Raw genomic sequence first — 24,682 nt, 5'->3', positions numbered from 1 at the left:
GGTGTATGGCATATCAAATCTTAACAAACACAGCGGCGAGTATTACCGATCTGAAACGTAACCCTATGGGAACATATTTACAGGGAGAAGGTGAGGCTACCGTAATCCTAAACCGAAATGAACCAGTGTTTTATTGTGTGCCGCCTGAATTATTCGCTTACTATCAGGAATTGGCAGAGGATGCTGCATTGAACAAAGTTGCCGATAATCGTTTAAAAGATGCTGAATTTGTTAGTGTGAGCCTTGATGACCTATAGTCTGAAATTTGAAAAGCGAGCTTTAAAGGAGTGGAAGAAGTTAGGTTATCCAGAGGTGAACGACAATGAGATTATCTTGCTCGTCATTGCTATTGGTAAACGGGCCGGAGATTTGGTTTATAAATTGTCGCTCAAGACAGTTGTCCAGTGCGAGCGGGGATATAAGGATAGGATTTCTCGGAGGTTGGTTGATGACCTTAAGAGCTATAGGAGCATAATTAAATGGCTTTTTAGCCAACTTGATCTCAAAAAAGGGACTTATTGTTAATGCAGACTTGGTTTTTTACCGTATTATATGAAAAGTTGAATCAATTCAGCTTGATTGTTTCAGTACGCTGGGTGGTAGCAGGTTAAAAAGGCAGATTTCTCAGGCAAAGTGATCGCATACGGAGTCCGCCGTTAGCGGGTTTGCAATTATTACATCTACAAGTCAGAGGTCGTCATGAGCAATGAGATCAAAAGAATCGGTGTCTTAACGAGTGGCGGTGATGCGCCGGGTATGAATGCAGCTATTCGTGGTGTGGTCCGTGCGGGATTAGCCGAAGGGTTGGAAGTTTTCGGTATTTATGATGGCTATCTTGGCTTGTATGAAAACCGCATGAAGAAACTTGACCGTTTTAGTGTATCCGACATGATTAACCGTGGTGGTACTTTTCTAGGTTCAGCTCGTTTCCCAGAGTTCAGGGATGAGAAGGTTCGTACTGTCGCTATTGAGAACATGAGAAAAAACGGTCTTGATGCTCTGGTTGTTATCGGCGGTGACGGTTCCTATCTTGGCGCGAAAAAACTGACAGAAGCGGGTTTCCCCTGCATTGGTCTGCCGGGCACGATTGATAATGATGTGGCGGGTACCGACTATACCATCGGCTATTTCACGGCGCTGGAAACGGTGGTTGAAGCGATTGACCGTCTGCGTGATACCTCGACTTCCCACAAACGTATTTCCATTGTTGAAGTCATGGGACGTTATTGTGGTGATCTCACTTTGTCAGCCGCTATTGCAGGTGGTTGTGAGTTTATTGTTCTACCGGAAGTCTCATTTAGTTGTGATGAGCTCGTAGCTGAAATTAAAGCGGGTATCGATAAAGGTAAACGCCACGCCATCGTTGCAATTACCGAACATGTTTGTGATGTTTATGAACTTGCGAGACATATCGAAAAAGAGACGCATCATGAAACCCGTGCCACAGTCTTAGGCCATGTTCAGCGTGGTGGTTCCCCGGTTGCCTATGATCGTATTCTGGCTTCCCGTATGGGGGCATATTCCATTCAATTACTGTTGGAAGGTTATGGTGGTCGTTGTGTTGGTATTCAGAACGAGAAACTTGTTCATCATGACATCATTGATGCAGTGCAAAATATGAAACGTGTGTTTAAACAGGATTGGTTGGAAACCGCGAAAAAGTTGTATTGAGCACGTTAATCCCGGCAAATCTAAATCCGTTGCAGCCTCGTTGGAGGCTGTAATGTCTCCTTAGTATATTCCTATCGCATATAAATAAATGCTTTTAATTATTTCTGAGTGATAACGCTTTCTGTCAGCCTTGAATTTCATAACAGTTAAAACAGCTTGTGGAGAGATTCAAATGAAAGTCAGATGGCGTGTGGCATTGGCGTTACTATTGATTACCAGTAGCAGCGTATGGGCAAAAGATCTTCAGCTTCTTAATGTTTCCTATGATCCAACCCGCGAGTTATATCAGCAATATAATCAGGCTTTTAGTAATTATTGGCAGCAGAAGACTGGGGATAAAGTGATAATCCGGCAATCTCATGGTGGTTCGGGTAAACAGGCAACTTCTGTTATCAATGGCCTTGAGGCGGATGTGGTGACACTGGCTTTGGCCTATGATGTGGATGCCATTGCGGAACGTGGCCGGATAGCGAAAGCATGGATTAAGCGTTTGCCAGAGAATTCTGCCCCCTATACTTCAACCATTGTTTTTTTAGTGCGGAAAGGTAATCCAAAGCAAATTAAAGACTGGTCAGATTTAGTTCGTCCAGGAGTATCTGTTGTGACACCTAATCCAAAAACATCGGGCGGTGCACGCTGGAATTATTTGGCTGCATGGGGTTATGGGTTGATTCATAACAATCAGGAACAGGACAAAGCGAAAGCGTTTGTTAAAGCCCTTTACCGGAATGTTGAAGTGCTCGATTCTGGCGCAAGAGGAGCGACCAGTACTTTTGTCGAGCGTGGAATCGGTGATGTATTAATTGCCTGGGAGAATGAGGCATTATTAGCGATTAATGCGCTTGATAAAGATAAATTCGAAATTGTGACACCTAGTCTTTCAATTCTGGCTGAGCCGACGGTTTCTGTTGTTGATAAGGTTGTTGATAAACGTCATAGCCGTGAGTTAGCAACAGAATATCTGCAATACCTTTACTCGCCAGTTGGGCAGGAGATAGCGGCTAAAAACTATTATCGACCACGTGATAAAGCGGTTGCTGATAAGTACCGCTCCTCTTTTCCTGCGTTGGAATTATTTACTGTCGATAAGATATTCGGCGGTTGGGGTGAAGCTCAAAAAGTGCATTTTGCGACTGGCGGTGTGTTTGATGAGATTATTCAGCGATAGAAATGAGTAACCGCCGTAGGTGTACGGCGGTCAGTTATCGTTGAAATATGAATTAGGCTTTTTTCGCAGTGGCTGCGGCTTTTACGATAACAGCGAAAGCATTAGCTTTTAGAGATGCACCGCCAACTAATGCACCGTCAATGTCTGGCTGAGCGAATAGTTCAGCGGCATTATCTGCGTTTACAGAGCCGCCGTACTGGATAATGACCTGTTTTGCGATTGCTGCATCTCTCTGCGCAATATGATCACGAATGAATTTGTGCACAGCCTGAGCTTGTGCTGGTGTTGCTGATTTGCCTGTACCAATCGCCCAAACAGGTTCGTAAGCAATGACCGCATCTTGAAATGCTTCTGCGCCCAATGTGTTCAGAACCGCATCAATTTGCCTTGCACATACGCTTTCAGTTTGGCCGGCTTCATTTTCCTGTTCAGTTTCGCCGATGCACAAAACAGGGATTAGACCTTGTTGTTTAAGAATGGAAAATTTTTTCGCAATGAATTCATCACTTTCTTGGTGGTAAGTACGGCGTTCAGAGTGGCCGATAATAATGTATTCTGCGCCAATGTCTTTCAACATTGTGGCGGAAGTTTCACCGGTAAATGCACCAGACAGGTTAACGTCAACGTCCTGTGCACCTAGAGCAATGCGGCTGCCAGCCAGTGCTTGTTTAGCCTGAGAGAGATAAAGCGCTGGTGGCGCGATAGCGACGTCACAGCCGGTAACACTGCTTAATTCTTGACGCAGGCCAGTGATGAGTTCGTTAACCATATGGGTGCTGCCATTCAATTTCCAGTTACCCATAACTAATGGATGTCGCATGTTTTTTCCTCCAACCAGAGAATGTTTAAGTAGTGAGTTGAATGAAATTCATTCTTAAGATCGATTCGGTAGATCGGCGCTCCACAGTATAGTGATCATTGCCAACAATAGCTTTTTTTTATTGCTAAATTTGATTAGTTATCGGGTTCAAATAACCATAGCTTAATCGGTTCAATAGCGAAAGTAAGCGTTTTTTCACTACTATTTACCACAATATAGCGAATAGCGCCGATGTTGTGGCTGTAAAATGGCGATTTTTTGCTGTTTATGAGTAAGTTATCAATATTCTCTTTGCTTTGTTCCTGTGAAAGCGTTGGGTTAAAGTGGCGCATTAGGGCGGTCATGTACTGCTCTGCCAACATTTGGTTTTGCTGAGTTTCAGCGGTATTTTCTGATGGTAGTAATGTCAGTTGCAGGCTTTTGATTTTTTCGCTTCCTCGCTCAAGTACGGCGGAAGAATAGAGTTTTTCATTGATTTTGCTGGCAGCTCGTGTCAGTGGAGGATAAATGTTTTTACTTATGATTACCCGATACTCGCGTAGTGGCAATGTCGGGTTGCGGCGATTATATTTTTCGCGAAATCGCGGGATAGTTTCATCGAAAGAGGGGGCATTCGGCAGAAGATAGGTCGCTTGTACTGTGGGTTCTGTGGTTGTAGATTTATCAGCATTGGCTACCAATGGCAAACCGACGCTGTTTGCCGCTAATATTATGGCTAGAAATTTATTAACGTCCATTTTCATGTTGCCGCTCGCTTAGGTTAAACTGCGCAGAGAAACAGAATACACGATTGGAAAAGAATAGATGACATTACAACAATGGGGTTTTTCATTCAAAGGACGAATTGGGCGTTGTGAATTCTGGATTGGCATTGGTGTTTGCTTGGCTTTGATGTTTGTTATCTTGACTATTCAGGGAATGAATTCTTTGACCATGCACTATGCTGTTTTTGCACTTGTCTTAGTGATGTATCCCGTAGCGGCAATGATGGTTAAGCGTCTGCATGATCGAAATAAGCGAGGAGGCTGGTCGCTGCTTTTATTACTGGCAGGGCTGTTGATTGCTGTTGACTGGGGTGGCATGGCACCGTTCTGGCAATGGGGGATTGGCCGTTTTATCCCCACATTGATCATTGTAATGATGGTGCTTGATTGCGGTGTATTCCGTGGTACGGATGGGCCAAACCGGTTTGGTGAGGCGACAGAGAAAGTGGATTTTATTTCTGTCAAAGATGATTGAAATTACCAATATTGCTCACTGGTGATATGCCCCGGTTTGCGGCGTAAGTGTTTTATCATTCCGCGCTGCTCTTTTAGTAGTTGCTGGGTATCTTTCACCATCTGAGGGTTACCGCATAACATAATATGGCTGTTGTCACTGCTCATCGTAAGTCCGACAGCGGACTCAAGTTCGCCGTTCTCGATCAATGGCGGGATACGGCCAGTCAATGAGCCGGGGTTTTGTTCACGACTGACGATAGTCTGAATTCGTAACTTGCCATTGAGACGTTCAACTAATTGCTGCATTAAGGGCAGATAGCTTAAATCTTGTGTTAGTCTGACCGCATGCACCAATACGATGTTCTTGAATCTATCCAGATGATCGCCTTGCTGGAGGATTGACAGATAAGGGCCAATGGCAGTCCCTGTTGAAAGCATCCATAATGTTTCACAATCAGGTATTTCATCAAGAATAAAAAAGCCTGCGGCTTGTTCTGTTACTAAGAGATCATCACCCGGTTGCAGAGCTGCTAACCGTGGGCTGAGTTTGCCTTCTGGAACCGTCACTAAGTAGAATTCAAGATTATTATCTATCGGGGCATTAACATAAGAGTAGGCCCGTTGCACCCGTTCATCATCTATTTCCATCGCCAGTTTTGCAAACTGACCCGCAGTAAATTCTTCAACCGGTGCATGTATCCTGATGCTGAATAAGGTATTCGTCCAGTGAATAACTTGTGTAACTTTTCCTGTAACCCAGTTTGCCATTGGAACTTATCTCCTATCCCGAAAGAAATCTCCGAACAGTTTGTTTTTACGTCGCTATTTTAGTCCTATAGAGATAAATACCATTATCGATTCTGTGTCATAGAAAAATTAACTATTATTTTATTAATGCTGGGTTTATATGTGCATATTTGTTGCCATATGTGGCGTAATTGACTGCAATTTTTTCTGAAAATAAAATTGCGCACTGCTTTTTTCTTTGGTGCAGGAATGTTGTTTCCACTAGCAATAACAGGGGTAATGGAGCCATTTCCTTATCTGGCTGGTGCAGCGGGAGCGCTGGTCGGTGGTTTGCAGAATGTTGGCTCTGGCTTAGTAACCTGGTTATCTGCAATGCTGCCGCAAAATAATCAATTCAGTGTAGGCATGCTGATATTCTTTACGTCAGTTTTGATCTTGCTTTGTTGGTTACCATTGGCACATAGGATGCAACGCCAGGGACATGTCGTTTAATCATATAGTAAAGAAAGGGTGGTAATTTCACCCTTTCTTTATATTAATTAGAATGCGTTAGCCTTTATCTTCCCAATCCTGCGCACGGGCAACTGCTTTTTTCCAGCCATTGTATTTGTAATTACGTTCAGTGGTTTCAATGCTTGGACGGAATTCTTTTTCAATGGTGGCTTTACTTTTCACTTCATCCAGGTCTTTCCAGTAGCCAACTGCCAATCCTGCGAGGAATGCTGCACCCAATGCAGTGCTTTCACGTACCACAGGGCGTTCTACACGGGTGCCAAGAATATCTGATTGGAATTGCATCAGGAAGTTATTGGCAACGGCTCCACCATCTACCCGTAGTGCTTGCAGCCGGGTGCCTGCATCAGCTTGCATAGCGTCCAGTACATCACGGGTCTGATAGGCGATAGATTCCAGCGTCGCACGAATGATGTGATTACTGTTGGTGCCGCGGGTTAGGCCGAAAATTGACCCTCGGGCATAGGGATCCCAATAGGGGGCACCAAGGCCGGTAAAAGCAGGGACCACATACACGCCGTTACTATTTTTAACTTTAGTGGCAAAATATTCGGAGTCAGCCGCATCTGCAATAAGTTTCAGTTCATCACGCAACCACTGAATAGAGGCACCACCAACGAAAACCGCACCTTCAAGTGCATAGTTCACTTCGCCGCGAGGACCACAGGCAATGGTTGTCAGTAGGCCGTGATTGGAGCGTACGGCATCTGTACCCGTGTTCATCAGTAGGAAACAGCCTGTCCCGTAGGTGTTTTTCGCCATACCCGGTTGGACACAAAGTTGACCATATAGAGCAGCTTGCTGATCACCTGCGATACCTGAGATAGGGATCCGGGTGCCGCCTTTACCGCCGATGTTGGTCTGACCATAAATCTCAGAAGATGAATGAACGCTAGGCAGTAGGGATCGCGGGATTTGTAACTCATCAAGAATATGCTGATCCCACTCCAGATTGTGAATATTGAACAGCATTGTTCGGGAGGCGTTTGTGAAATCGGTAACGTGGACACGGCCTTGAGTCATTTTCCATACCAGCCAAGTATCCACAGTACCGAATAGGAGCTCACCCTTTTCAGCTCGTTCACGGGCGCCTGCGACGTTATCTAAGATCCATTTTACTTTGGTGCCGGAGAAATAAGGGTCTACTACCAGCCCTGTATTCTGGCGAATATATTCTTCTAATCCCTCTTTTTGTTTGAGTTTAGTACACGCGTCTGCGGTACGGCGACATTGCCAAACGATGGCATTGTAAATAGGTTTACCGGTTTCTTTTTCCCAAATAATCGTTGTTTCACGTTGGTTGGTAATCCCAATACCGGCAATCTGATCAGAACTAATATCCGCTTTCGCCAATACTTCTACTAAAGTTGAGCTTTGGGTTGCCCAGATTTCCATTGGATCGTGTTCTACCCAACCCGGTTTAGGATAAATTTGCGTAAACTCTCTTTGGGAAATTGAGATAATATTGGCGTCGTGATCAAGAATTATTGCTCGGGAACTGGTGGTTCCCTGATCAAGAGCGACAATATACTTTTTCTCAATCATATTTTCTGTTGTCATGATAATAACCTGTTCTGGTAATGCTCTACTTTAGGCTTTCTTATTCTTCTGGTCTTCAGTCTTATGAACATCAGATGGTAAATTGCGACCAATAAGTTTGCGGTAGCCAAATGCTCCCACAATACCGCCGATAATAGGGGCGGTCAGAGTAACCAGACAGTAAGGGATTTCACGCCCACCCGTCAGGGCAATATCTCCCCAACCAGCCAGATAAGCAACTAATTTGGGGCCAAAGTCACGGGCCGGGTTCAGCGCGAAACCGGTTAATGGGCCAAATGCACCGCCGATAACGGCAATCACAATACCAATCAGTAACGGGGCCAGAGGACCGCGGGGAATACCGTTGCCGTCGTCAGTCAGCGACAGAATCAAACAGAGCAGAATGGCGGCAATGATAACTTCTATCATAAAAGCCTGAGAAATGGACAGTGGCGCCATTGGGTAAGTAGAGAATACACCTGCTGTAAACAGGCTTTCAGGCGTACCACGAATGATATTGTGTACCTGTTCGTAATCAAGGAATACGCTGTAGTACATCATGTAAATGAGAACGGCAGCGATGAAGCCACCAATCATTTGGGCAATAATGAAAGGGATAACCTTTTTGCCATCAAAACGGGCAAACAACCATAAGGCAATCGTCACTGCTGGGTTAAGGTGAGCACCGGAAACACCTGCGGTGAGATAAACAGCCAACGCAACGCTCATACCCCAAATAATACTGATTTCCCATAAGCCTAATTGTGCGCCGGCAATACGTGCAGCGGCAACACAGCCTACTCCAAGGAAAACCAATAGTGCGGTACCAAGAAACTCAGAGATACATTGTCCGGTTAATGTCGTGCTAGTGGTTTGGCTCATATGTTCTATCCTACAAAGAAGATTTTAGAGGCGTAATTATTATTGTCACCTTTCAGAAATTGAAAAGGAGATTATGTAAATTTATCGTTAATGAGCGGAAACGAGAAATAGCGAAATTAAAATGTGTGTGTTGTGTCAACAAAATGAGCGAATCCGCATTTATCCGCTATTTTGCTAAAAATTAAAGTGTGAGACATTTTGAGCTTTTTATTTGGTAGTTATTTTTCATGTGTTGGGGATGTTGCTAGACAGGGGAGCTTTGGCTACATACAATCAGACAATTGCTTATAAGGGGGAACCGAGAATGTCATTTGAAGTGTTTGAAAAGCTGGAAGCCAAGGTTCAGCAGGCGATTGATACTATTACCCTGCTACAAATGGAAATTGAAGAATTAAAAGAAAAAAATCGATCTTTGTCTCAGGAGATCCAGAATGCAACCAGCGGCCGTGAGTCTCTGGCTCATGAAAATGAGCAATTAAAACAAGAGCAACAAGTATGGCAAGAACGTTTGCGTGCCTTGTTAGGCAAAATGGAAGATGTTCAGTAATTAAAATTTCCAACAGACAAGAGAAGGGCGATCTGAAAAATCGCCCTTAGTTTTATCATACGTTATCATCAGATGATCTCATCTTCTTCGTTATCATCAAGTCCCAGTGGTTCTTCAGACAAAATGATACCGGTGTTATCGGCATACAAATAATCGCCAGAGAAGAAGGTGACACCACCAAAATTCACCCGGATATCGCTTGCGCCGGTCCCTTCATCACGACAGCCAGCAGGAATAGCGGCTATAGCTTGAATGCCGAGGTCGAACTCTGCTAACTGGTCAACCTGACGTACAGCACCGTAAACAACAATGCCCTCCCATCCATTTTGCACAGCGAGTTGTGCCAACTCAGCGTTAATTAATGCTTGGCGTACAGAACCACCACCATCTACCAGTAAAATGCGTCCATGACCGTTGTCTTCAAGCAGGTCGTACAGTAACCCGTTGTCTTCAAAGCATTTAACCGTGATGATTTGACCACCAAATGAAGTACGCCCGCCAAAATTGGAGAACATAGGCTCTACCACATTTACTTCTTCTTGATAGATGTCACAAAGCTCGGAAGTATCATATTTCATAGGATTTACGTCTGGTTAAGGTATGGAACAGTAAGTATATCCCTTTCAGGCCGATGTTAGCAAAATCATCAATTATTAAATTGATATTGTTAACAGGTATCCAGAATGATTAAGTTACAACATCTTCGGAAAAACAGCACAAATATTGTCTAATTAAAAATAAGACCAACTGAAAATAGAATATTAGTCAATAATGCCGCCTTAACCATCTGTCCCAACATTGGTCGCATTCCCTCCGGTGTGGGTTCATTAAGTACATACCACATATGTTTGAACAACCAAGGCAGAGCGAGCAGGAACAACCAGCTTGACCAGCCAGACGGGTTTTGTATGGTGAATAATACCAAGCAGAGTATTGCTGTGATTATTAAACATCCATGATAATGACGGGCTTTTTTAGGGCCGAGACGGACGGCCAGGGTGTTTTTGCCATGCCGTTTGTCATCTTCAATATCACGCAAGTTATTGATATTTAAAACAGCAGCAGAGAGAAGACCACAGGCTGTCGCCGGGAGTATGACAACCGAGTCAAAAAAACCTGCTTGAAGATAATAAGTACCGGCAACACTTAACCAGCCAAAGAAAATCAGTACTGAAATATCGCCAAGTCCCATATAGCCATAAGGCTTTGTACCGACTGTATAGGTAATTGCGGCAATAATTGCTAGCAAGCCAAGTGCTAAAAAACCGAATATATCGCTAGGTTCTTCACAGGCAACGGCAATCAAGGCGCTACCAGACAGACAAGTTAGCAGGACAATAATCTTCAGCGCTTTTTTCATCTGTGAGATGGTAATAATGCCTTTTTGCATACCCCGTAGTGGCCCGATACGCTTTTCAGTATCACTGCCTTTGATAACATCACCGTAATCATTGGCGAGATTGGACAGAATTTGCAGTATGGCAGCTGTTAATAGCGCTAGTAAGGCGACTGGTAGCTTGAAATGCCCTGTCCAAGCAGCAAGGGCTGAGCCAGTAATAATGGCGGCAAGGGCGAGTGGTAGCGTTTTAGGGCGCAAACTTTCCAGCCATGCTTGAGTTTGACTGATGGAAGTTGATGAGTTCATTTCTGAGTTCACTTACTCCTGTAAATTTATAATGAATCATGGGAGGCTTGCCTCCCATGATTCATTATAGCGGATCAGAAATCGTATATACCGATTATAGGATAAAGCGGCTCAGATCTTCATCTGCAACCAATTCATCTAGATGTTTTTTAACATAGTCGGCATCAATATCAACTGACTGGCCACGGCGTTCGCTGGCTTCGAAGGAGATATCTTCTATCAGCCGCTCAAGCACAGTATGTAGGCGACGGGCCCCGATATTTTCGGTCGATTCATTTACCTGCCATGCGGATTCTGCAATTTTGCTAATGCCATCATCCGTGAAACTGATGATCATACCTTCCGTTTCCATCAGTGCTTTGTACTGCTCCGTCAGGGATGCACTCGGTTCAGTCAGAATACGCTCAAAATCTTTTGTAGTTAGTGCCTGTAACTCCACTCGGATCGGCAGGCGCCCTTGTAATTCAGGGATAAGATCGGAAGGACTGGCAACCTGGAATGCACCTGAGGCGATAAACAGGATGTGGTCTGTTTTTACCATGCCGTGTTTAGTGGATACTGTACAACCTTCCACCAATGGCAACAGGTCACGCTGAACACCTTCACGGGAAACATCAGGGCCTGAGGTCTGACCTCGTTTGCAGATTTTGTCGATTTCATCAATGAAGACAATACCGTGTTGTTCAACGGAATCAATAGCCTGTTGTTTCAATTCTTCCGGGTTAACTAGTTTAGAGGCTTCTTCTTCGATCAGTAGCTTGAAAGCATCCTTGATTTTTAGCTTACGAGATTTGTGTTTCTGACCGGCAAGGTTCTGGAACATAGATTGCAACTGATTTGTCATCTCTTCCATACCCGGAGGCGCCATGATCTCGACGCCCACAGGTGTGGTAGCAACATCAATCTCGATTTCTTTATCATCAAGTTGACCTTCACGTAGTTTCTTACGGAATGCTTGGCGTGCGGCTGATGGCTCGACTTGCGTCTCCGTTTGTCCCCAGTTATTTTTGGCTGGTGGGATCAGGGCATCCAGAATACGCTCTTCTGCCAATTCTTCTGCCCGATAACGGTTTTTTTCGATGGATTGCAGGCGGACCATTTTAACCGCGGCATCGGTCAGATCACGGATGATAGAGTCGACTTCTTTACCAACATAGCCAACTTCGGTGAATTTTGTCGCTTCGACTTTGATAAACGGCGCATTTGCCAGTTTTGCCAGGCGACGGGCGATTTCGGTTTTACCTACCCCAGTCGGACCAATCATCAGGATATTTTTAGGTGTTACTTCGTAGCGCAGCGTTTCATCTAGCTGCATACGACGCCAGCGGTTACGGAGTGCGATAGCTACAGCGCGTTTCGCTTTGTCCTGACCAATAATGTGTTTGTCAAGTTCGCTGACAATTTCGCGTGGAGTCATTTCAGACATACTATCTACCCTTACGCTTTTGAAGGAAGTTCTTCGAAGTTGTGATTATGGTTGGTATAAATGCAGATATCACCGGCAATGGTTAACGCTTTCTCTGCAATTTGTCTGGCGCTGAGATCGGTATTATCCAGCATTGCTCGTGCAGCAGATTGGGCGTATGGGCCACCGGAACCAATGGCAATTAGGTCATTTTCTGGCTGAATGACATCGCCGTTACCTGTAATGATCAGGGAGGTATTTTCATCTGCGACTGCCAGCAGAGCTTCCAGTTTGCGTAGCATGCGATCAGTGCGCCAGTCTTTAGCAAGCTCAACCGCTGCTTTGGTCAGATGCCCTTGGTGCATTTCAAGTTTACGTTCAAACAGTTCAAACAGAGTAAAAGCGTCTGCTGTACCGCCGGCAAAACCCGCGATTACTTTGTCATTATAGAGGCGGCGAACTTTACGGACATTGCCTTTCATGACGGTATTACCCATCGTTGCCTGTCCATCACCACCGATTACGACTTGGCCATTACGGCGAACACTTACGATTGTAGTCACGAGTAAGCCCTTGGTTACAAAAATAGATAAATGTGACGCACGGTACTTTCGACAGTGTATATACCCGTTATCTTTCAAGTTGCCTCTTTGTTGGCTGCACTCGCTCACCCCGGTCACATAGTTAGCTATGCTCCCGGGGATTCGCTCCCTTGCCGTCTCGATGCATCTTGAAATCCATAGGGTATACGGCTATCGAAAATACCGTGTGCACGGTGTTGGCAGTATAGATGGGGGAGAATTATCATTTTTCAACCCCCAGTAACACGGAGAATGCAACCTGATACGCCAGCGCCTTTCAGACGTTCCCGCATTTTTTCTGCGGTGTTTTTACTGTAGGGACCAAGAACAACACGATGCCAGCCGTCTCCCGTTGTGATCTGGCTTTCAATACCCGCAAATGCCAGATTGGCACGTACTGATTCAGCTTGGTCCATATTGCGGAATGAACCACATTGTAAAATCATACGCTGGGCCTTTTCTACGGGCTTAGGTTTACTGGTTTCAGCCGGTGGTAGAGTTTGTGGCTGAACTGGCTGAGTCTGCATTGGTTGTTGTGGTAACGTTTGTCGAGGCTGTAGTTGTGGTCTTGTTTCCAGCAGCTGTTGTGTTTCCGCTGATGGCTTGATGATCACTTGTGAACGCGGCACTTGAACGCCATTGTATGGCACTTCTGGCAGCGAAGTCGCCGGTTGGCGCATATCCGCTTGCATTTGTTCAAGTAACTGCCGTTGCTCTGCGGTCAGCTGAGTTTGTGAATTGATTTGCCCCCCGGATGAGGGATCACGTGGTGTCTCGATGCCAACGGGGCGATTTTCCAATTCTTTGATATAGCGCCAACGTTCTTCTGGTTTTGGTGGTAATCCATTGTTTTGTTGAGAATGTTTTGGCAGTATTTCTGGTTCGCTTTTCTGTTTATTGTGGGTAATAAAGTAAAGGCCACCAATAAAGATAACGACTAAGGCTACCGCGATGGCCAGCGTTGCTTTTGGCAGCCCCTGGGCTTGGTGTTTTTTCTTATCGGTATTTTTACGGCGGGTGTTTGAACGCCCGCGACTCACATAATCTCGTTGTGCCACTGTCTAATTCGCTGAGTAATTTAAGTAAAAGAAAATAAACGATATGTTACTTAACCTGCGGTTATTTGCCTAGCTTTTAGGCGAACAGGTGCTTTGCCGAATAATTAATTCCGATTCCAGTAACTGAGAACCGCCTGAAGTTGTGTGACCCTGGATTTGATCTAGCAACAGTAACATTGCCTTGCGGCCAATTTGATAACTGGGCTGTCCAACGGTTGTCAACGGCGGATCGCTGTACATGGCGAGACTTAAGTTATCAAACCCAATGATTGATAAATCTTCCGGTATTTTTAAGCCCATTCTTTTAGCCTGCCACATCACGCCAATCGCCATAACATCGCTGTGGCAGAAGATGGCTGTAGGGGGATCCAGCAGAGAGAGCAACTGTTCAGTCAGCTTTGCGCCGCTTTCATGGGTAAAGTGACCTTGGACAATATAATCTTCACGAATTGTCCCACCAGAGCGACGCAATGCTTGGATATATCCCTGAAGGCGATAGCGGCAAATCGGTATATTTTCCGGACCGGAGAGGCAGGCAATGCGTTTATGTCCCAATGTTTGTAGATAATGAGTCGCATTGAATGCGGCGGTCAGGTTATCAATATGAATAGTCGGCAGTTCTAGCTCTGGTGCAAATTCGTTTGCCATTACCATTGGTGGTAGGTTTTTTTGTTCTTCTTTGCTGGCATCAAACGGGATATTCGAACCCAGTAGCAACAGACCATCAATTTGTTTGGTGACAATCAGGTTGAGAAACGCGTGTTCCTGTTTTTGCTGATGTTGGCAATCACCGATTAAAACCAGATAGCCATGTTGTTCCGCTGTCTCTTCAATGCCGCAAATCACGTCAGTGAAAAAGGGATCGCTGATATTTGGCACTATCACTAAAATAGTTTTTGACTCACCGCGTTTAAGATTACGGGATAAATTATTTGGGTAATAGCCCACAGCCAGTACAGCTTGTTCCACTTTTTGTCGGGTCTGGGAAGAAACCTTTTCTGGATTCATGAGTGTTCTCGATACTGTTGCGGTAGAAACGCCAGCCACTTCAGCGACATCTTTCATTGTTGCGGAGGTGCCATTCTTTTTCTGCTCCAAAACTCACTCCTCATTTCCTGACTGATTAGTTAAATGATTGTCATTTTCTGGTTGCCGGGAAACCGTCAGTGACTTTAAGGAAAGTAACGACATGCGGTTTAAGGTTATGACAATGTTATTAAGGGATCATTCTAAACAGTTTGGCAAATTCATTTATTCCTTAGTTTGTAAAAAAGTGTGATATAAATCATTTATTCGATATGGCTCGCAAATTAGTGAGTAATTTTTCATTGGTTACGGATTGTTGGGTGTGATTTTTTAAATAGTAAATAAGAGTATGTTTAATCTGCTCAGGTTATGTGTTTTAAAATAGAGGCGATTAATTACTAACTGTCAGTTGGATCAACATCGATATTCCATTTCACTTTTCGGGTTTGCGGTAAAGCTGTTATCTGTGGATAAACCAGTGCCATGATTTTTTGTAAAACAGTTCTGGATGGATGTTGAATTAATAGTTGCCAACGATAACGACCACTTCTTTTTGACTGTAATGCAGGAACCGGGCCCATGATCCATAAGTTATCATCCCGCAAAGGGTGGTGTTCAAAAAGCAGGCGCAGTTGTTGTAAAAAAGCAGGTGCTTGCTGATTATCGTGATCTTCTGACCGTAAGATAATATGGCTGGTAAATGGTGGTAAAAACACACTTTTGCGTTCATCCATAGCTTGAATAGCGAAAGCATCGTAGCCTTTATTGAGCAAAATTTGCAGTAATGGATGGTCAGGATGATGAGTCTGAAGAACCACTTCTCCTCGTTTACCAGCCCGACCAGCCCGACCAGAAACCTGTGTATAAAGTTGTGCGAAACGTTCTGCTGCCCGAAAATCTGCTGAAAATAAGGCACCATCAACATCGAGTAACGCGACCAGTGTGACATCAGGAAAATGGTGACCTTTTGCCAGCATTTGGGTGCCAATCAGTATACGGGCATTTCCGGCGTGAATGTCAGCCAGTTGTTGTTCCAGTGTTCCTTTGCGGCTAGTGGTATCCCTGTCAATGCGGGTAACAGGTACATTAGGGAATAGGGCTGAAATACCGTCTTCAAGCTGTTCTGTGCCAAGGCCAACAGGTTGAAGATGAGTAGAACCGCATTGCGGGCACTGACGGGGAACGGGGCGCTGGCTGTCACAATGATGGCAACGTAACTGACGATGGTATTGATGCAGCGTGTAATAATGGTCACAGCGTTGGCATTCTGCAATCCAGCCACATTCATGGCAGAGTAGGGCAGGTGAGTAACCGCGGCGGTTAAGGAAAAGTATGACCTGATTATTGGCTTGTAGATGTTCTTCAATACGCTTTATTAGTGGTTGAGATAACCCGATTTTGAGTGGTAAGCCTTTTAAGTCCAACAGATGCTGAGTCGCTGGCTGAGCATAACCTGCCCGTTTGGACAATGTTAGCGGGCGGTATTTGCCTTGTTGCACATTGTAAAGTGTTTCCAGTGCTGGGGTCGCAGAGCCCATGATTACCGGGATATTCTCTTTTTTTGCTCTGAATACCGCTAAATCACGGGCATGGTAACGCCAGCCCTCCTGTTGCTTATAAGAGCTGTCATGTTCTTCATCAATAATGATGATGCCAAGGCAGGCGAAAGGGGTAAATAGGGCTGAGCGTGTACCGATGACAATGGCGTTTTCACCTTGTCGCGCTCGTAGCCATACAGCAAGACGTTCACTGTCATTCAGGGCTGAATGAAGAACATCAACCGGTGCGTTGAAACGTTCACGGAAGCGACGGATGGTCTGTGGTGTCAGGCCAATTTCCGGTACAAGTATCAGCGCTTGTTTACCTTGCTCCAGAATATTTTCCAACACACTGAGATAAACTTCTGTTTTACCTGATCCGGTGATGCCCGCCAGTAACCAGGGAGAGAATTGCTGGTCTTCTGCACGGATAGCACCAACTGCTGTGGCTTGTTCGGTATTCAATTTCAGGCGTTCGCCGGTGATTTGGAAGTGATTTCGCCAGTTCTCAGATTCAGGTTGCACAGGGTATAAATCGATAAGTGACTTCTTTTTGAGCGATTGGAAAGCGCTTTCGCTCAGTTCCAGTTCTGTAATCTGATGGCGATATATTGCTTTACGGCGTAGGGTTGCCAGTACTTGCTGCTGTTTTGGCGAGCGTTTCAGTTGTGCTAGCGGTAATTCAGCGCCTGTTGGCGTGACTTGCCATTGCCATAGTGGAGTTGATTCTGCGGGTTTTCCCTGACGAAGCAGCACCGGCAATGCATGGAACAGGACTTCACCGATGGGGTAATGGTAATAACTGGATGCCCAGAGCAATAATTGCCAAAGGTTTTCTGGAAATAAGGAGTGAGTATCGAGAATAGATTCTATGGTTTTCAGTTGTTCTGCTGGAATATCACTGTTGTCAACTATCCCGGTAACGATACCAATCGCTTTACGTTTGCCAAAAGGGACTGTTACCCGCATTCCTGCAACGGGTAATTGACTCTCTGCGGGTAGCAGATAGTCAAAAGAGCGGGTAAGAGGGACAGGCAGAGCAACCTGAACAACAACCATAAAATTATTCCGTAAAATCAATGGGTAAGTTAAAATGTAATCAAAAATTGATTATAGAGTACCATAGGTGTTGAGTGGATTTCATTGCGAGATAGGCAGATATTCTGTATGATCCGCCACCTTTGGTACGGAAGATACCAAACTCATTTTATCAACACGACGTGTGGTGTCTGGCGGCAACAGGGCTGGATAGCGACACGGCCTTAACAGAGGTTATCCCATGAAAAAAGGTATTCATCCTAAATATGAAGAAATTACTGCAACCTGCTCTTGCGGTAATGTAATACAAGTTAGATCTACCGCTGGTCACGCTCTGAACCTGGACGTATGCGGCCAATGCCACCCATTCTATACGGGTAAACAACGTGATGTTGCTACTGGTGGTCGTGTTGATCGCTTTAAGAAACGTTTCAATGTTCCAGGTGTCAGCAAATAATTGCAGAATTGAGCCTGTCCATGATGACAGGCCGACTGGTACTAACGCCCGGTGTTTTGCATCGGGCGTTTTGCATTTTAGCCAAAATAAAAAATCCCTGAATTTTTACAGGAGTTTTTTTCGCTACTATCAATATTCCCAGGTATCAGGATCAATACCTAATTCCCGCATGATTTTTTTGGCTGCCTCTGGGATTTCATCATTACGCTCTTTACGTAAATCAGCATCATCGGGTAGCGGCTGTCCAGTAAATGCATGCAGGAATGCTTCACACAGCAATTCACTATTAGTTGCATGACGCAGGTTATTGACCTGGCGACGAGTGCGTTCATCAGTGAGGATTCTCAACACTTTCAAAGGAATCGAGACTGTGATTTTCTTCACTTGTTCGCTTTTTTTGCCATGTTCAGCATAAGGGCTGACATATTCACCGTTCCACTCAGCCATGGGGTACCTTAAATAGTCGTAAAATCATAAAATTAAGCCAGATAACAGCACCAGCTTTCGTTGTGACATATTGCCATTTTATCGTGATTTCCTTATCAATTATACAGTTATAGTATATGCGATAAACTAATGGCTACTGATAAATAAAGCAGCATTAGTTATGATGAATAATTATCCCATTGTCTAATCTAACCGTAAAGAGGTTTAGATGTCTAGATGTATTGACGTCTACTGTGGCAGCGGATATTCTTCCCTGACTTAATTTATGACAGATAGTGGTAGCTGATATGACACGCAAGCCGGCAACAATAGCAGTTCGCAATGGGCTGAATAATGATGAACAGTATGGTTGTGTTGTTCCGCCTATATATCTTTCCAGCACATATAACTTTACTGATTTTAATCAGCCAAGGACACATGATTATTCTCGCAGGAGTAATCCGAGCCGCGATATGGTGCAACAGGCATTAGCTGAGCTGGAGGGGGGAGCGGGTGCTATTATGACCAGCAGTGGAATGTCAGCCATTCACCTGTTATGCACGGTTTTCCTTCAACCTGGCGATCTGTTGGTTGCGCCTCATGACTGTTACGGTGGCAGTTACCGTTTATTTGACAGCCAGACTAAACGCGGTGCTTATGAAGTGGCTTTTGTCGATCAGAGTGATGAACAGGCATTAAAGCAAGTCTTGTCCAAAAAACCAAAGTTGGTATTGATTGAAACGCCCAGTAATCCTTTATTGCGTATTGTCGATATTGCTCATATATGCCAGCTTTCCCATGAGGTAGGTGCGACAGTCATTGTTGATAACACTTTCCTGAGCCCTGTACTACAGAAGCCTTTGGAGTTGGGGGCAGATCTGGTTGTGCATTCCTGTACTAAATATCTTAATGGACATTCTGATGTGATTGCCGGAGCCATTATTGCAAAGGATGAAGAGGTTGCAACGGAGCTCGCTTGGTGGGCGAATAATATTGGTGTGACCGGTGCGGCGTTTGATAGCTACCTGCTGTTGCGCGGCATGCGCACTTTATCGCCACGGGTCTTGCTACAGCAAAAGAATGCATTGGAGATCGTCAATTATCTTCAACAGCAACCGTTAGTGAAAAAACTTTTTTATCCTGCTTTGAAAGATCATCCTGGGCATGAAATTGCTTGTAAGCAACAATTTGGTTTTGGCGCAATGATAAGCTTTGAGTTAGATGGTAGTGAACAGGCGATACGCCGTTTTCTGTCTGAGTTAAAGTTATTTACTTTGGCGGAATCACTGGGCGGTGTGGAAACCTTAATTTCTCATACGGCTACCATGACTCACGCTGGCATGTCAGCACAGGCAAGGGCGGAAGCGGGGATTACGGATTCACTATTGCGTGTTTCTGTGGGTATTGAAGATAGTCAGGATTTAATCGCTGATTTGGAAAATGCATTTCAGGCAGTAGTAAAGGAGTGACCATGAGTGCACTGGTAGTTGCAAGGGCGGAAAATGACCGCCAATTACATAAGTTTGGTGGAAGTAGTCTCGCGGATGTGAAATGTTATCAACGGGTAGCCAAGATTATGGCTAATTACAGCCAACCCGGTGATTTAATGGTGGTATCCGCGGCAGGCAGCACGACTAACCAGTTAATTAATTGGCTTAAACTTAGCCAGAGCGACCGTATTTCTGCCCATCAGGTACAGCAGGTTCTGCGCCGTTATCAGCAGGATCTGATTAGAGGTTTGCTACCTGAAACTGTTGCTGAAGAGTTGGTGAAGCGTTTTATTGCCGATCTTGAAAAGCTAAGTGCATTACTGGATAAACCCGTTAGTGATGTGACTTATGCAGAAGTGGTGGGGCACGGAGAGATCTGGTCCGCGCGTTTGATGTCGGCTGTGCTTGAAGTTCAGGGTATTCCTAGCGCTTGGGTGGATGCTCGCCAGTTTTTACGCGCGGAACGGGCGGCTCAGCCGCAAATTGATGTTACCCTTTCCCAACCATTGCTAAATCAGTTGCTAACACAAAACCTAAATAAACGACTGGTGGTGACCGGTTTTATCTCCAGTAATCATGATGGAGAAACGGTGTTATTGGGGCGAAATGGCAGTGACTACTCCGCAACTCAGGTTGGGGCTTTGGCAGGGGCGAGGCGGGTAACCATCTGGAGTGATGTTGCTGGTGTCTACAGTGCTGATCCGAGAAAAGTCAAAGATGCCTGTTTGTTACCACTATTACGCTTGGATGAAGCCAGCGAACTTGCTCGTCTTGCCGCACCCGTGTTGCATGCTCGTACCTTACAGCCTGTTTCCTTCAGTGATATTGATTTGCTATTACGTTGCAGCTACCAGCCGGAGCAAGGATCAACGCGTATTGAAAGGGTTTTGGCTTCTGGGACTGGCGCAAAAATTGTTACTAGTCATGATGATGTTTGCCTAATTGAGTTGCATGTGGCCGCTCATCATGATTTTAAACAGATATACAAAGATATTGATCTGTTGTTAAAGCGAGAACAAATTCGCCCATTGGCGACAGGTATCCATCTAGACTGTAATTTGATTCAGCTCTGTTACACTTCCGAAGTGGTGAATAGTGCATTGTGTGTGCTGGAAGATGCTACGCTTCCGGGGAAACTTTCCCTTAGAGAAGGTTTGGCGCTGGTGGCACTGGTTGGAGCTGGTGTATGCAAGAACCCATTACATTGCCACCGTTTTTATCAGCAACTTAAAGATCAGCCGGTAGAATTTATCTGGCATGCTGAGGATGGCATCAGCCTTGTCGCTGTGTTGCGGACTAATCAGACTGAACATGTGATTCAGGGGTTGCATCAGAGTTTGTTCCGGGCTGAAAAACGGATTGGTCTGATTTTGTTTGGTAAAGGAAATATTGGCTCTCGTTGGTTGGAGTTATTCGCTCGTGAGCAGAAAAACATTTCGGCTCGCAGTGATTTTGAATTTGTTCTGGCCGGTGTGGCGGATAGTCGCCGGAGTTTACTCGACTATCAAGGGATTGATGCTAGTCGAGCATTAGCTTTTTTTGATGACGAAGCGACAGAATATGATGTTGATGAATTATTTCTGTGGATGCGAGCGCATCCTTATGACGATTTGGTGATCCTAGATGTGACGGCGAGTGAAGAACTAGCTCGATGTTACAGTGATTTTGCCAGTTATGGTTTCCATGTTATCAGTGCCAATAAAATTGCCGGTGCTTCCAGTAGCAGTGATTATCGTTTCATTCGTGATGCATTTACTAAAACAGGTCGCCATTGGTTTTACAATGCAACAGTTGGCGCTGGCTTACCTATCAATCATACCGTGAGGGACTTACGGGAGAGTGGTGATACCATTTTGTCCATTAGTGGCATTTTCTCCGGCACATTATCTTGGCTGTTTCTGCAATTTGATGGTTCAGTACCGTTTAGTGATTTAGTTGAACAGGCGTGGCAACAGGGATTGACAGAACCTGATCCGCGTATTGATTTGTCTGGTCAGGATGTGATGCGTAAATTGATTATCCTTGCCCGTGAAGCAGGGTATGAGATTGAGCCAGAGCAAGTGCGTGTTGAGTCACTGGTGCCGAAAGAAGCAGAATCAGGCTCTATTGAACAATTCTTTGATAATAGCGGTGCTATCAATGCGCAGATGGTGCAGCGATTAGCTGCGGCGCAGGAAATGGGCATGGTGCTGCGTTATGTTGCCCGTTTTAATGCGAATGGTAAGGCAAAGGTGGGTGTTGAGGCGGTACGTCCTGATCACCCATTGGCGTCTTTGCTACCGTGCGACAACGTGTTTGCGATTGAGAGCCGTTGGTATCGTGATAATCCGTTAGTGATCCGTGGGCCGGGGGCAGGTCGGGACGTGACCGCCGGAGCGATTCAGTCTGATCTTAACCGTTTGTCACAACTGCTTTAAGCTTTGTGACTGCTCCCCGCCGTAAAAAACGGCGAGGCTTCCCACTTCTCAGGCCGCAACCGTCGATGCAACGGATTTACGCTGGCCTCTGTGGGCAGAAACGGCGAGTCCCGCCGCCTGTAATGCTGTTATGCCCTTGCGCTGGATGTTGATCGCCGCATTGATATCGCGGTCATGTTCAACTCGACAGAAAGGGCATTGCCAGATCCGCTTACGCAGCGGCATTTCCGACACTTTGTGACCACAGCAATGACAGGTTTTCGAGCTGGCGAACCACTGATCTAGTTTGACCAGATAGACCCCCGCCGCTGCGGCTTTGTATTCCAGTTTCATGAGGAAGCCATGCCAGCCCGCATCCCCGATAGCGCGGGCATGGGCTATCCGCTCATGGACTGCGGCCAGACGTAATCGGGCCTTGCTGCGGTTAGCTCTGCCCTTTTGTTTGCGGGACAGCGATTTCTGCTTTCGACGCAGGTTACGGGTGGCGTTGACAATTTCGGGATCTTCACCGCGCTCAAAGCCCTTTGGGCTTTTCGCCTGATATCCCCGCACTGAGCAAGGGTTTACGGCGGTTTTTGCTAAAGATTCCTCGATGAATTTTTTTCCGATTCAGGGTGAATATTCCTCACCGATTTAACTCAACTTTGTTGTTGACTAAAAAATGCCGATCCCTCATCTTATTTGGACGTCTAAACGTATAGGTGTTTAGATGTTCAAATAAAAGTAACTGGCAAATTATTAAGATGGGAAATTATTCCGCTTGTTAACGAGGTGCAGGATATGAGTTTTTTTCACGCAAATCAGCGCGAGGCGCTGAATCAGAATCTGGCTGAACTGGAAGGACAGATCCGTGTTTCATTTGAATTCTTTCCACCGCGTACAGCCGAGATGGAAAAAACCCTGTGGAAATCCATTAATCGCCTGAGCACCCTCAAGCCTAAATTTGTTTCTGTTACTTATGGCGCTAACTCTGGCGAGCGTGATCGTACCCATAGCATAATCAAGGGAATAAAAGAAAAAACCGGCCTTGAAGCGGCTCCGCACCTTACTTGTATTGATGCCAGCCGCGATGAATTGTGCGAAATTGCCCGTGATTATTGGAAAAATGGTATTCGCCATATTGTGGCTTTGCGGGGTGATTTACCGGAAAACAGTGAAAAACCCAAAATGTATGGAGTTGATCTGGTTGAATTACTTAAGAAAGAGGCTGATTTTGATATTTCCGTTGCGGCTTACCCTGAGGTGCATCCTGAGGCAAAAAGTTCTCAGGCTGACTTGATTAGCCTGAAACGAAAAATTGATGCGGGGGCGAACCGTGCTATTACTCAATTCTTCTTTGATGTGGAAAGTTACCTACGTTTTCGTGACCGCTGTGTGACTGCCGGGATTGATGTGGAAATCGTACCGGGAATTTTGCCGGTATCCAATTTCCGTCAGCTTAAACGTTTTGCTGTAATGACTAATGTGCGTATTCCAAGTTGGATGACCAGAATGTTTGATGGGCTGGATGATGATCCTGAAAGCGCAAATTTAGTTGGTGCTTCTATCGCAATGGATATGGTGAAGATTTTAAGCCGCGAAGGTGTGAAGGATTTTCATTTTTATACCTTAAACCGCGCAGAACTGAGTTATGCAATTTGTCATACTTTGGGTGTTCGTCCTTAATCATTGGCTCTTATTAAGAAATGTTGCTTAGTAAGAGCATATTTTTTTCGCAGTATTGTTATAAAGAGTGAATTCTTATTATCGGCGGATTCGACTAATAAATGCAATTGGAGAGCGATTACCCGGACAGCATCGTTGGTGATAACAAGATTCGTCGTATCAAGCAAATCAGTGTTGCATTGCCTGCATTGGTTGGGCCTTATTAGGATATTCAGGCTATGCTCAGCTATGGTGGTGGTATTAAATTACCGATAGCTGTTCAGAATTGGCTGTATCTCATGGCACCAATGATAGTAGTCAGTTTCAACTGGATTTCAATGACGGCAAATATCTGCCATTTGAAGATATTACCTTTGATGATGACGATAGATTGAATCTTCAATTCCTGAATGCCACCGACAAGCAAAAAGCAATATTGCAAACCACGAATGATATTATTTTGCACATTCGTTACACCATCCGTTAATTAATTTCATTATTATATACCCGTTATCTTTCAAGTTGCCTCTTTGTTGGTTGCACTCACTCACCCCAGTCACATAGTTATCTATGCTCCCGGGGATTCTCTCCCTTGCCGTTGCGATGCATCTTGAAATCCATAGGGTATAGAATATCGGATCTCCTTTGGGGGAACCGGGACAAAAGCAATTTGTGAGATATTTATAGAAGGTAAATTTTAAAATTAACTTGATGTTTTATATATTATTTAATATAATATTTTACTTATTTACTTATTTACTTATTTACTTATTTACTTATTTACTTATTTACTTATTTACTTATTTACTTATTTACTTATTTACTTATTTACTTATTTACTTATTTACTT

The 24,682-nt window shown here is 44.8% G+C and carries 22 protein-coding genes and 3 pseudogenes; 11 read left to right on the top strand and 14 right to left on the bottom strand.

Annotated features, from left to right (window positions below; all coding sequences use genetic code 11):
• The first annotated feature begins 5 nt into the window (after window positions 1-5).
• From ACGF5R_RS13350 to ACGF5R_RS13340, 3 genes are all read left to right on the top strand, one after another.
• Complete coding sequence (locus tag ACGF5R_RS13350; RefSeq protein WP_112878965.1) at window positions 6-257, top strand: plasmid stabilization protein; 252 nt, start codon at window positions 6-8, stop codon at window positions 255-257.
• Between the two features lie 442 nt (window positions 258-699).
• The gene (pfkA, locus tag ACGF5R_RS13345) at window positions 700-1,671 is read left to right on the top strand and encodes a 6-phosphofructokinase (RefSeq protein WP_112878964.1); all 972 of its coding nucleotides are present in this window, start codon (window positions 700-702) and stop codon (window positions 1,669-1,671) included.
• A gap of 172 nt (window positions 1,672-1,843) precedes the next feature.
• Window positions 1,844-2,839: a sulfate ABC transporter substrate-binding protein gene (locus ACGF5R_RS13340; protein ID WP_112878963.1), complete on the top strand. Its 996-nt coding sequence runs from the start codon at window positions 1,844-1,846 to the stop codon at window positions 2,837-2,839.
• A gap of 52 nt (window positions 2,840-2,891) precedes the next feature.
• Here ACGF5R_RS13340 and tpiA read toward each other — a convergent pair whose 3' ends face one another.
• Complete coding sequence (tpiA, locus tag ACGF5R_RS13335) at window positions 2,892-3,659, bottom strand: triose-phosphate isomerase (RefSeq protein ID WP_112878962.1); 768 nt, start codon at window positions 3,657-3,659, stop codon at window positions 2,892-2,894.
• Between the two features lie 134 nt (window positions 3,660-3,793).
• The gene (locus ACGF5R_RS13330; RefSeq protein WP_370446074.1) at window positions 3,794-4,396 is read right to left on the bottom strand and encodes a YiiQ family protein; all 603 of its coding nucleotides are present in this window, start codon (window positions 4,394-4,396) and stop codon (window positions 3,794-3,796) included.
• A 67-nt stretch (window positions 4,397-4,463) separates the two neighbouring features.
• Between ACGF5R_RS13330 and ACGF5R_RS13325 the strand changes: the two genes are divergently transcribed.
• Entirely contained in the window at window positions 4,464-4,898 is a 435-nt protein-coding gene (locus ACGF5R_RS13325) for a DUF805 domain-containing protein (protein WP_112878960.1), read from the top strand.
• 2 nt (window positions 4,899-4,900) lie between these two features.
• Here the strand turns inward: ACGF5R_RS13325 and fpr are convergent, their stop codons facing one another.
• Entirely contained in the window at window positions 4,901-5,647 is a 747-nt protein-coding gene (fpr, locus tag ACGF5R_RS13320) for a ferredoxin--NADP(+) reductase (protein WP_112878959.1), read from the bottom strand.
• 210 nt (window positions 5,648-5,857) lie between these two features.
• On the opposite strand from fpr, the pseudogene emrD reads away from it, so the two are divergent.
• Window positions 5,858-6,118: pseudogene (gene emrD / locus ACGF5R_RS13315) on the top strand (multidrug efflux MFS transporter EmrD); the annotation flags it as partial.
• A 57-nt stretch (window positions 6,119-6,175) separates the two neighbouring features.
• On the opposite strand, the gene glpK reads toward emrD, so the two are convergent.
• A complete protein-coding gene (gene glpK, locus ACGF5R_RS13310) occupies window positions 6,176-7,699 on the bottom strand; it encodes a glycerol kinase GlpK (protein WP_112878958.1) in 1,524 nt (507 codons plus the stop codon).
• 30 nt (window positions 7,700-7,729) lie between these two features.
• Window positions 7,730-8,560 carry an MIP/aquaporin family protein gene (locus tag ACGF5R_RS13305; protein ID WP_112878957.1) on the bottom strand — a complete coding sequence of 277 codons (831 nt, stop codon included), beginning with the start codon at window positions 8,558-8,560 and terminating at the stop codon, window positions 7,730-7,732.
• Between the two features lie 304 nt (window positions 8,561-8,864).
• Between ACGF5R_RS13305 and zapB the strand changes: the two genes are divergently transcribed.
• Window positions 8,865-9,107 carry a septal ring assembly protein ZapB gene (zapB, locus tag ACGF5R_RS13300; protein ID WP_011148831.1) on the top strand — a complete coding sequence of 81 codons (243 nt, stop codon included), beginning with the start codon at window positions 8,865-8,867 and terminating at the stop codon, window positions 9,105-9,107.
• 68 nt (window positions 9,108-9,175) lie between these two features.
• Here zapB and rraA read toward each other — a convergent pair whose 3' ends face one another.
• The 7 genes from rraA to priA all read right to left on the bottom strand — a co-directional run bounded on the left by rraA (window position 9,176) and on the right by priA (window position 17,419).
• On the bottom strand, window positions 9,176-9,685 hold the full coding sequence (rraA, locus tag ACGF5R_RS13295; RefSeq protein WP_112878956.1) for a ribonuclease E activity regulator RraA: 510 nt from the start codon (window positions 9,683-9,685) through the stop codon (window positions 9,176-9,178).
• A 149-nt stretch (window positions 9,686-9,834) separates the two neighbouring features.
• Complete coding sequence (locus ACGF5R_RS13290) at window positions 9,835-10,752, bottom strand: 1,4-dihydroxy-2-naphthoate polyprenyltransferase (RefSeq protein WP_112878955.1); 918 nt, start codon at window positions 10,750-10,752, stop codon at window positions 9,835-9,837.
• A gap of 94 nt (window positions 10,753-10,846) precedes the next feature.
• The gene (gene hslU, locus ACGF5R_RS13285) at window positions 10,847-12,178 is read right to left on the bottom strand and encodes an HslU--HslV peptidase ATPase subunit (RefSeq protein ID WP_112878954.1); all 1,332 of its coding nucleotides are present in this window, start codon (window positions 12,176-12,178) and stop codon (window positions 10,847-10,849) included.
• An 11-nt stretch (window positions 12,179-12,189) separates the two neighbouring features.
• Window positions 12,190-12,720, bottom strand: a complete 531-nt coding sequence (gene hslV / locus ACGF5R_RS13280) for an ATP-dependent protease subunit HslV (protein ID WP_112878953.1) — start codon at window positions 12,718-12,720, stop codon at window positions 12,190-12,192.
• Between the two features lie 248 nt (window positions 12,721-12,968).
• Window positions 12,969-13,796 carry a cell division protein FtsN gene (gene ftsN, locus ACGF5R_RS13275; protein ID WP_262980280.1) on the bottom strand — a complete coding sequence of 276 codons (828 nt, stop codon included), beginning with the start codon at window positions 13,794-13,796 and terminating at the stop codon, window positions 12,969-12,971.
• Between the two features lie 69 nt (window positions 13,797-13,865).
• The gene (cytR, locus tag ACGF5R_RS13270) at window positions 13,866-14,894 is read right to left on the bottom strand and encodes a DNA-binding transcriptional regulator CytR (protein ID WP_387691217.1); all 1,029 of its coding nucleotides are present in this window, start codon (window positions 14,892-14,894) and stop codon (window positions 13,866-13,868) included.
• Window positions 14,895-15,220: 326 nt separating this feature from the next.
• Window positions 15,221-17,419: a primosomal protein N' gene (gene priA, locus ACGF5R_RS13265; protein WP_112878950.1), complete on the bottom strand. Its 2,199-nt coding sequence runs from the start codon at window positions 17,417-17,419 to the stop codon at window positions 15,221-15,223.
• Between the two features lie 220 nt (window positions 17,420-17,639).
• Between priA and rpmE the strand changes: the two genes are divergently transcribed.
• Window positions 17,640-17,855 (top strand): 50S ribosomal protein L31, encoded by a 216-nt coding sequence (gene rpmE, locus ACGF5R_RS13260; protein ID WP_112878949.1) that lies wholly within the window; start codon window positions 17,640-17,642, stop codon window positions 17,853-17,855.
• 129 nt (window positions 17,856-17,984) lie between these two features.
• Here the strand turns inward: rpmE and metJ are convergent, their stop codons facing one another.
• Window positions 17,985-18,302: a met regulon transcriptional regulator MetJ gene (metJ, locus tag ACGF5R_RS13255; RefSeq protein ID WP_036780112.1), complete on the bottom strand. Its 318-nt coding sequence runs from the start codon at window positions 18,300-18,302 to the stop codon at window positions 17,985-17,987.
• Between the two features lie 287 nt (window positions 18,303-18,589).
• Here metJ and metB point away from each other — a divergent pair, with 287 nt between their 5' ends.
• Both metB and ACGF5R_RS13245 read left to right on the top strand, forming a co-directional pair.
• Window positions 18,590-19,750, top strand: a complete 1,161-nt coding sequence (gene metB, locus ACGF5R_RS13250; RefSeq protein ID WP_262980279.1) for a cystathionine gamma-synthase — start codon at window positions 18,590-18,592, stop codon at window positions 19,748-19,750.
• A gap of 2 nt (window positions 19,751-19,752) precedes the next feature.
• Window positions 19,753-22,188 carry a bifunctional aspartate kinase/homoserine dehydrogenase II gene (locus tag ACGF5R_RS13245; protein WP_387691215.1) on the top strand — a complete coding sequence of 812 codons (2,436 nt, stop codon included), beginning with the start codon at window positions 19,753-19,755 and terminating at the stop codon, window positions 22,186-22,188.
• A 48-nt stretch (window positions 22,189-22,236) separates the two neighbouring features.
• On the opposite strand, the pseudogene ACGF5R_RS13240 reads toward ACGF5R_RS13245, so the two are convergent.
• Window positions 22,237-22,683, bottom strand: a pseudogene (locus ACGF5R_RS13240) (RNA-guided endonuclease InsQ/TnpB family protein); the annotation flags it as partial.
• 285 nt (window positions 22,684-22,968) lie between these two features.
• Here ACGF5R_RS13240 and metF point away from each other — a divergent pair.
• Entirely contained in the window at window positions 22,969-23,853 is an 885-nt protein-coding gene (metF, locus tag ACGF5R_RS13235) for a methylenetetrahydrofolate reductase (protein ID WP_112878974.1), read from the top strand.
• A gap of 101 nt (window positions 23,854-23,954) precedes the next feature.
• A pseudogene (locus tag ACGF5R_RS13230) lies at window positions 23,955-24,319 on the top strand (phage tail tape measure protein); the annotation flags it as partial.
• Between the last annotated feature and the right edge of the window lie 363 nt (window positions 24,320-24,682).

Origin of the sequence: Photorhabdus sp. RM71S, from assembly GCF_042879355.1 — a bacterium.
GTDB lineage: Bacteria > Pseudomonadota > Gammaproteobacteria > Enterobacterales > Enterobacteriaceae > Photorhabdus > Photorhabdus kayaii.
Note: the sequence above shows the minus strand (reverse complement) of the source record. Positions and strands in the feature narration are given on the sequence as shown.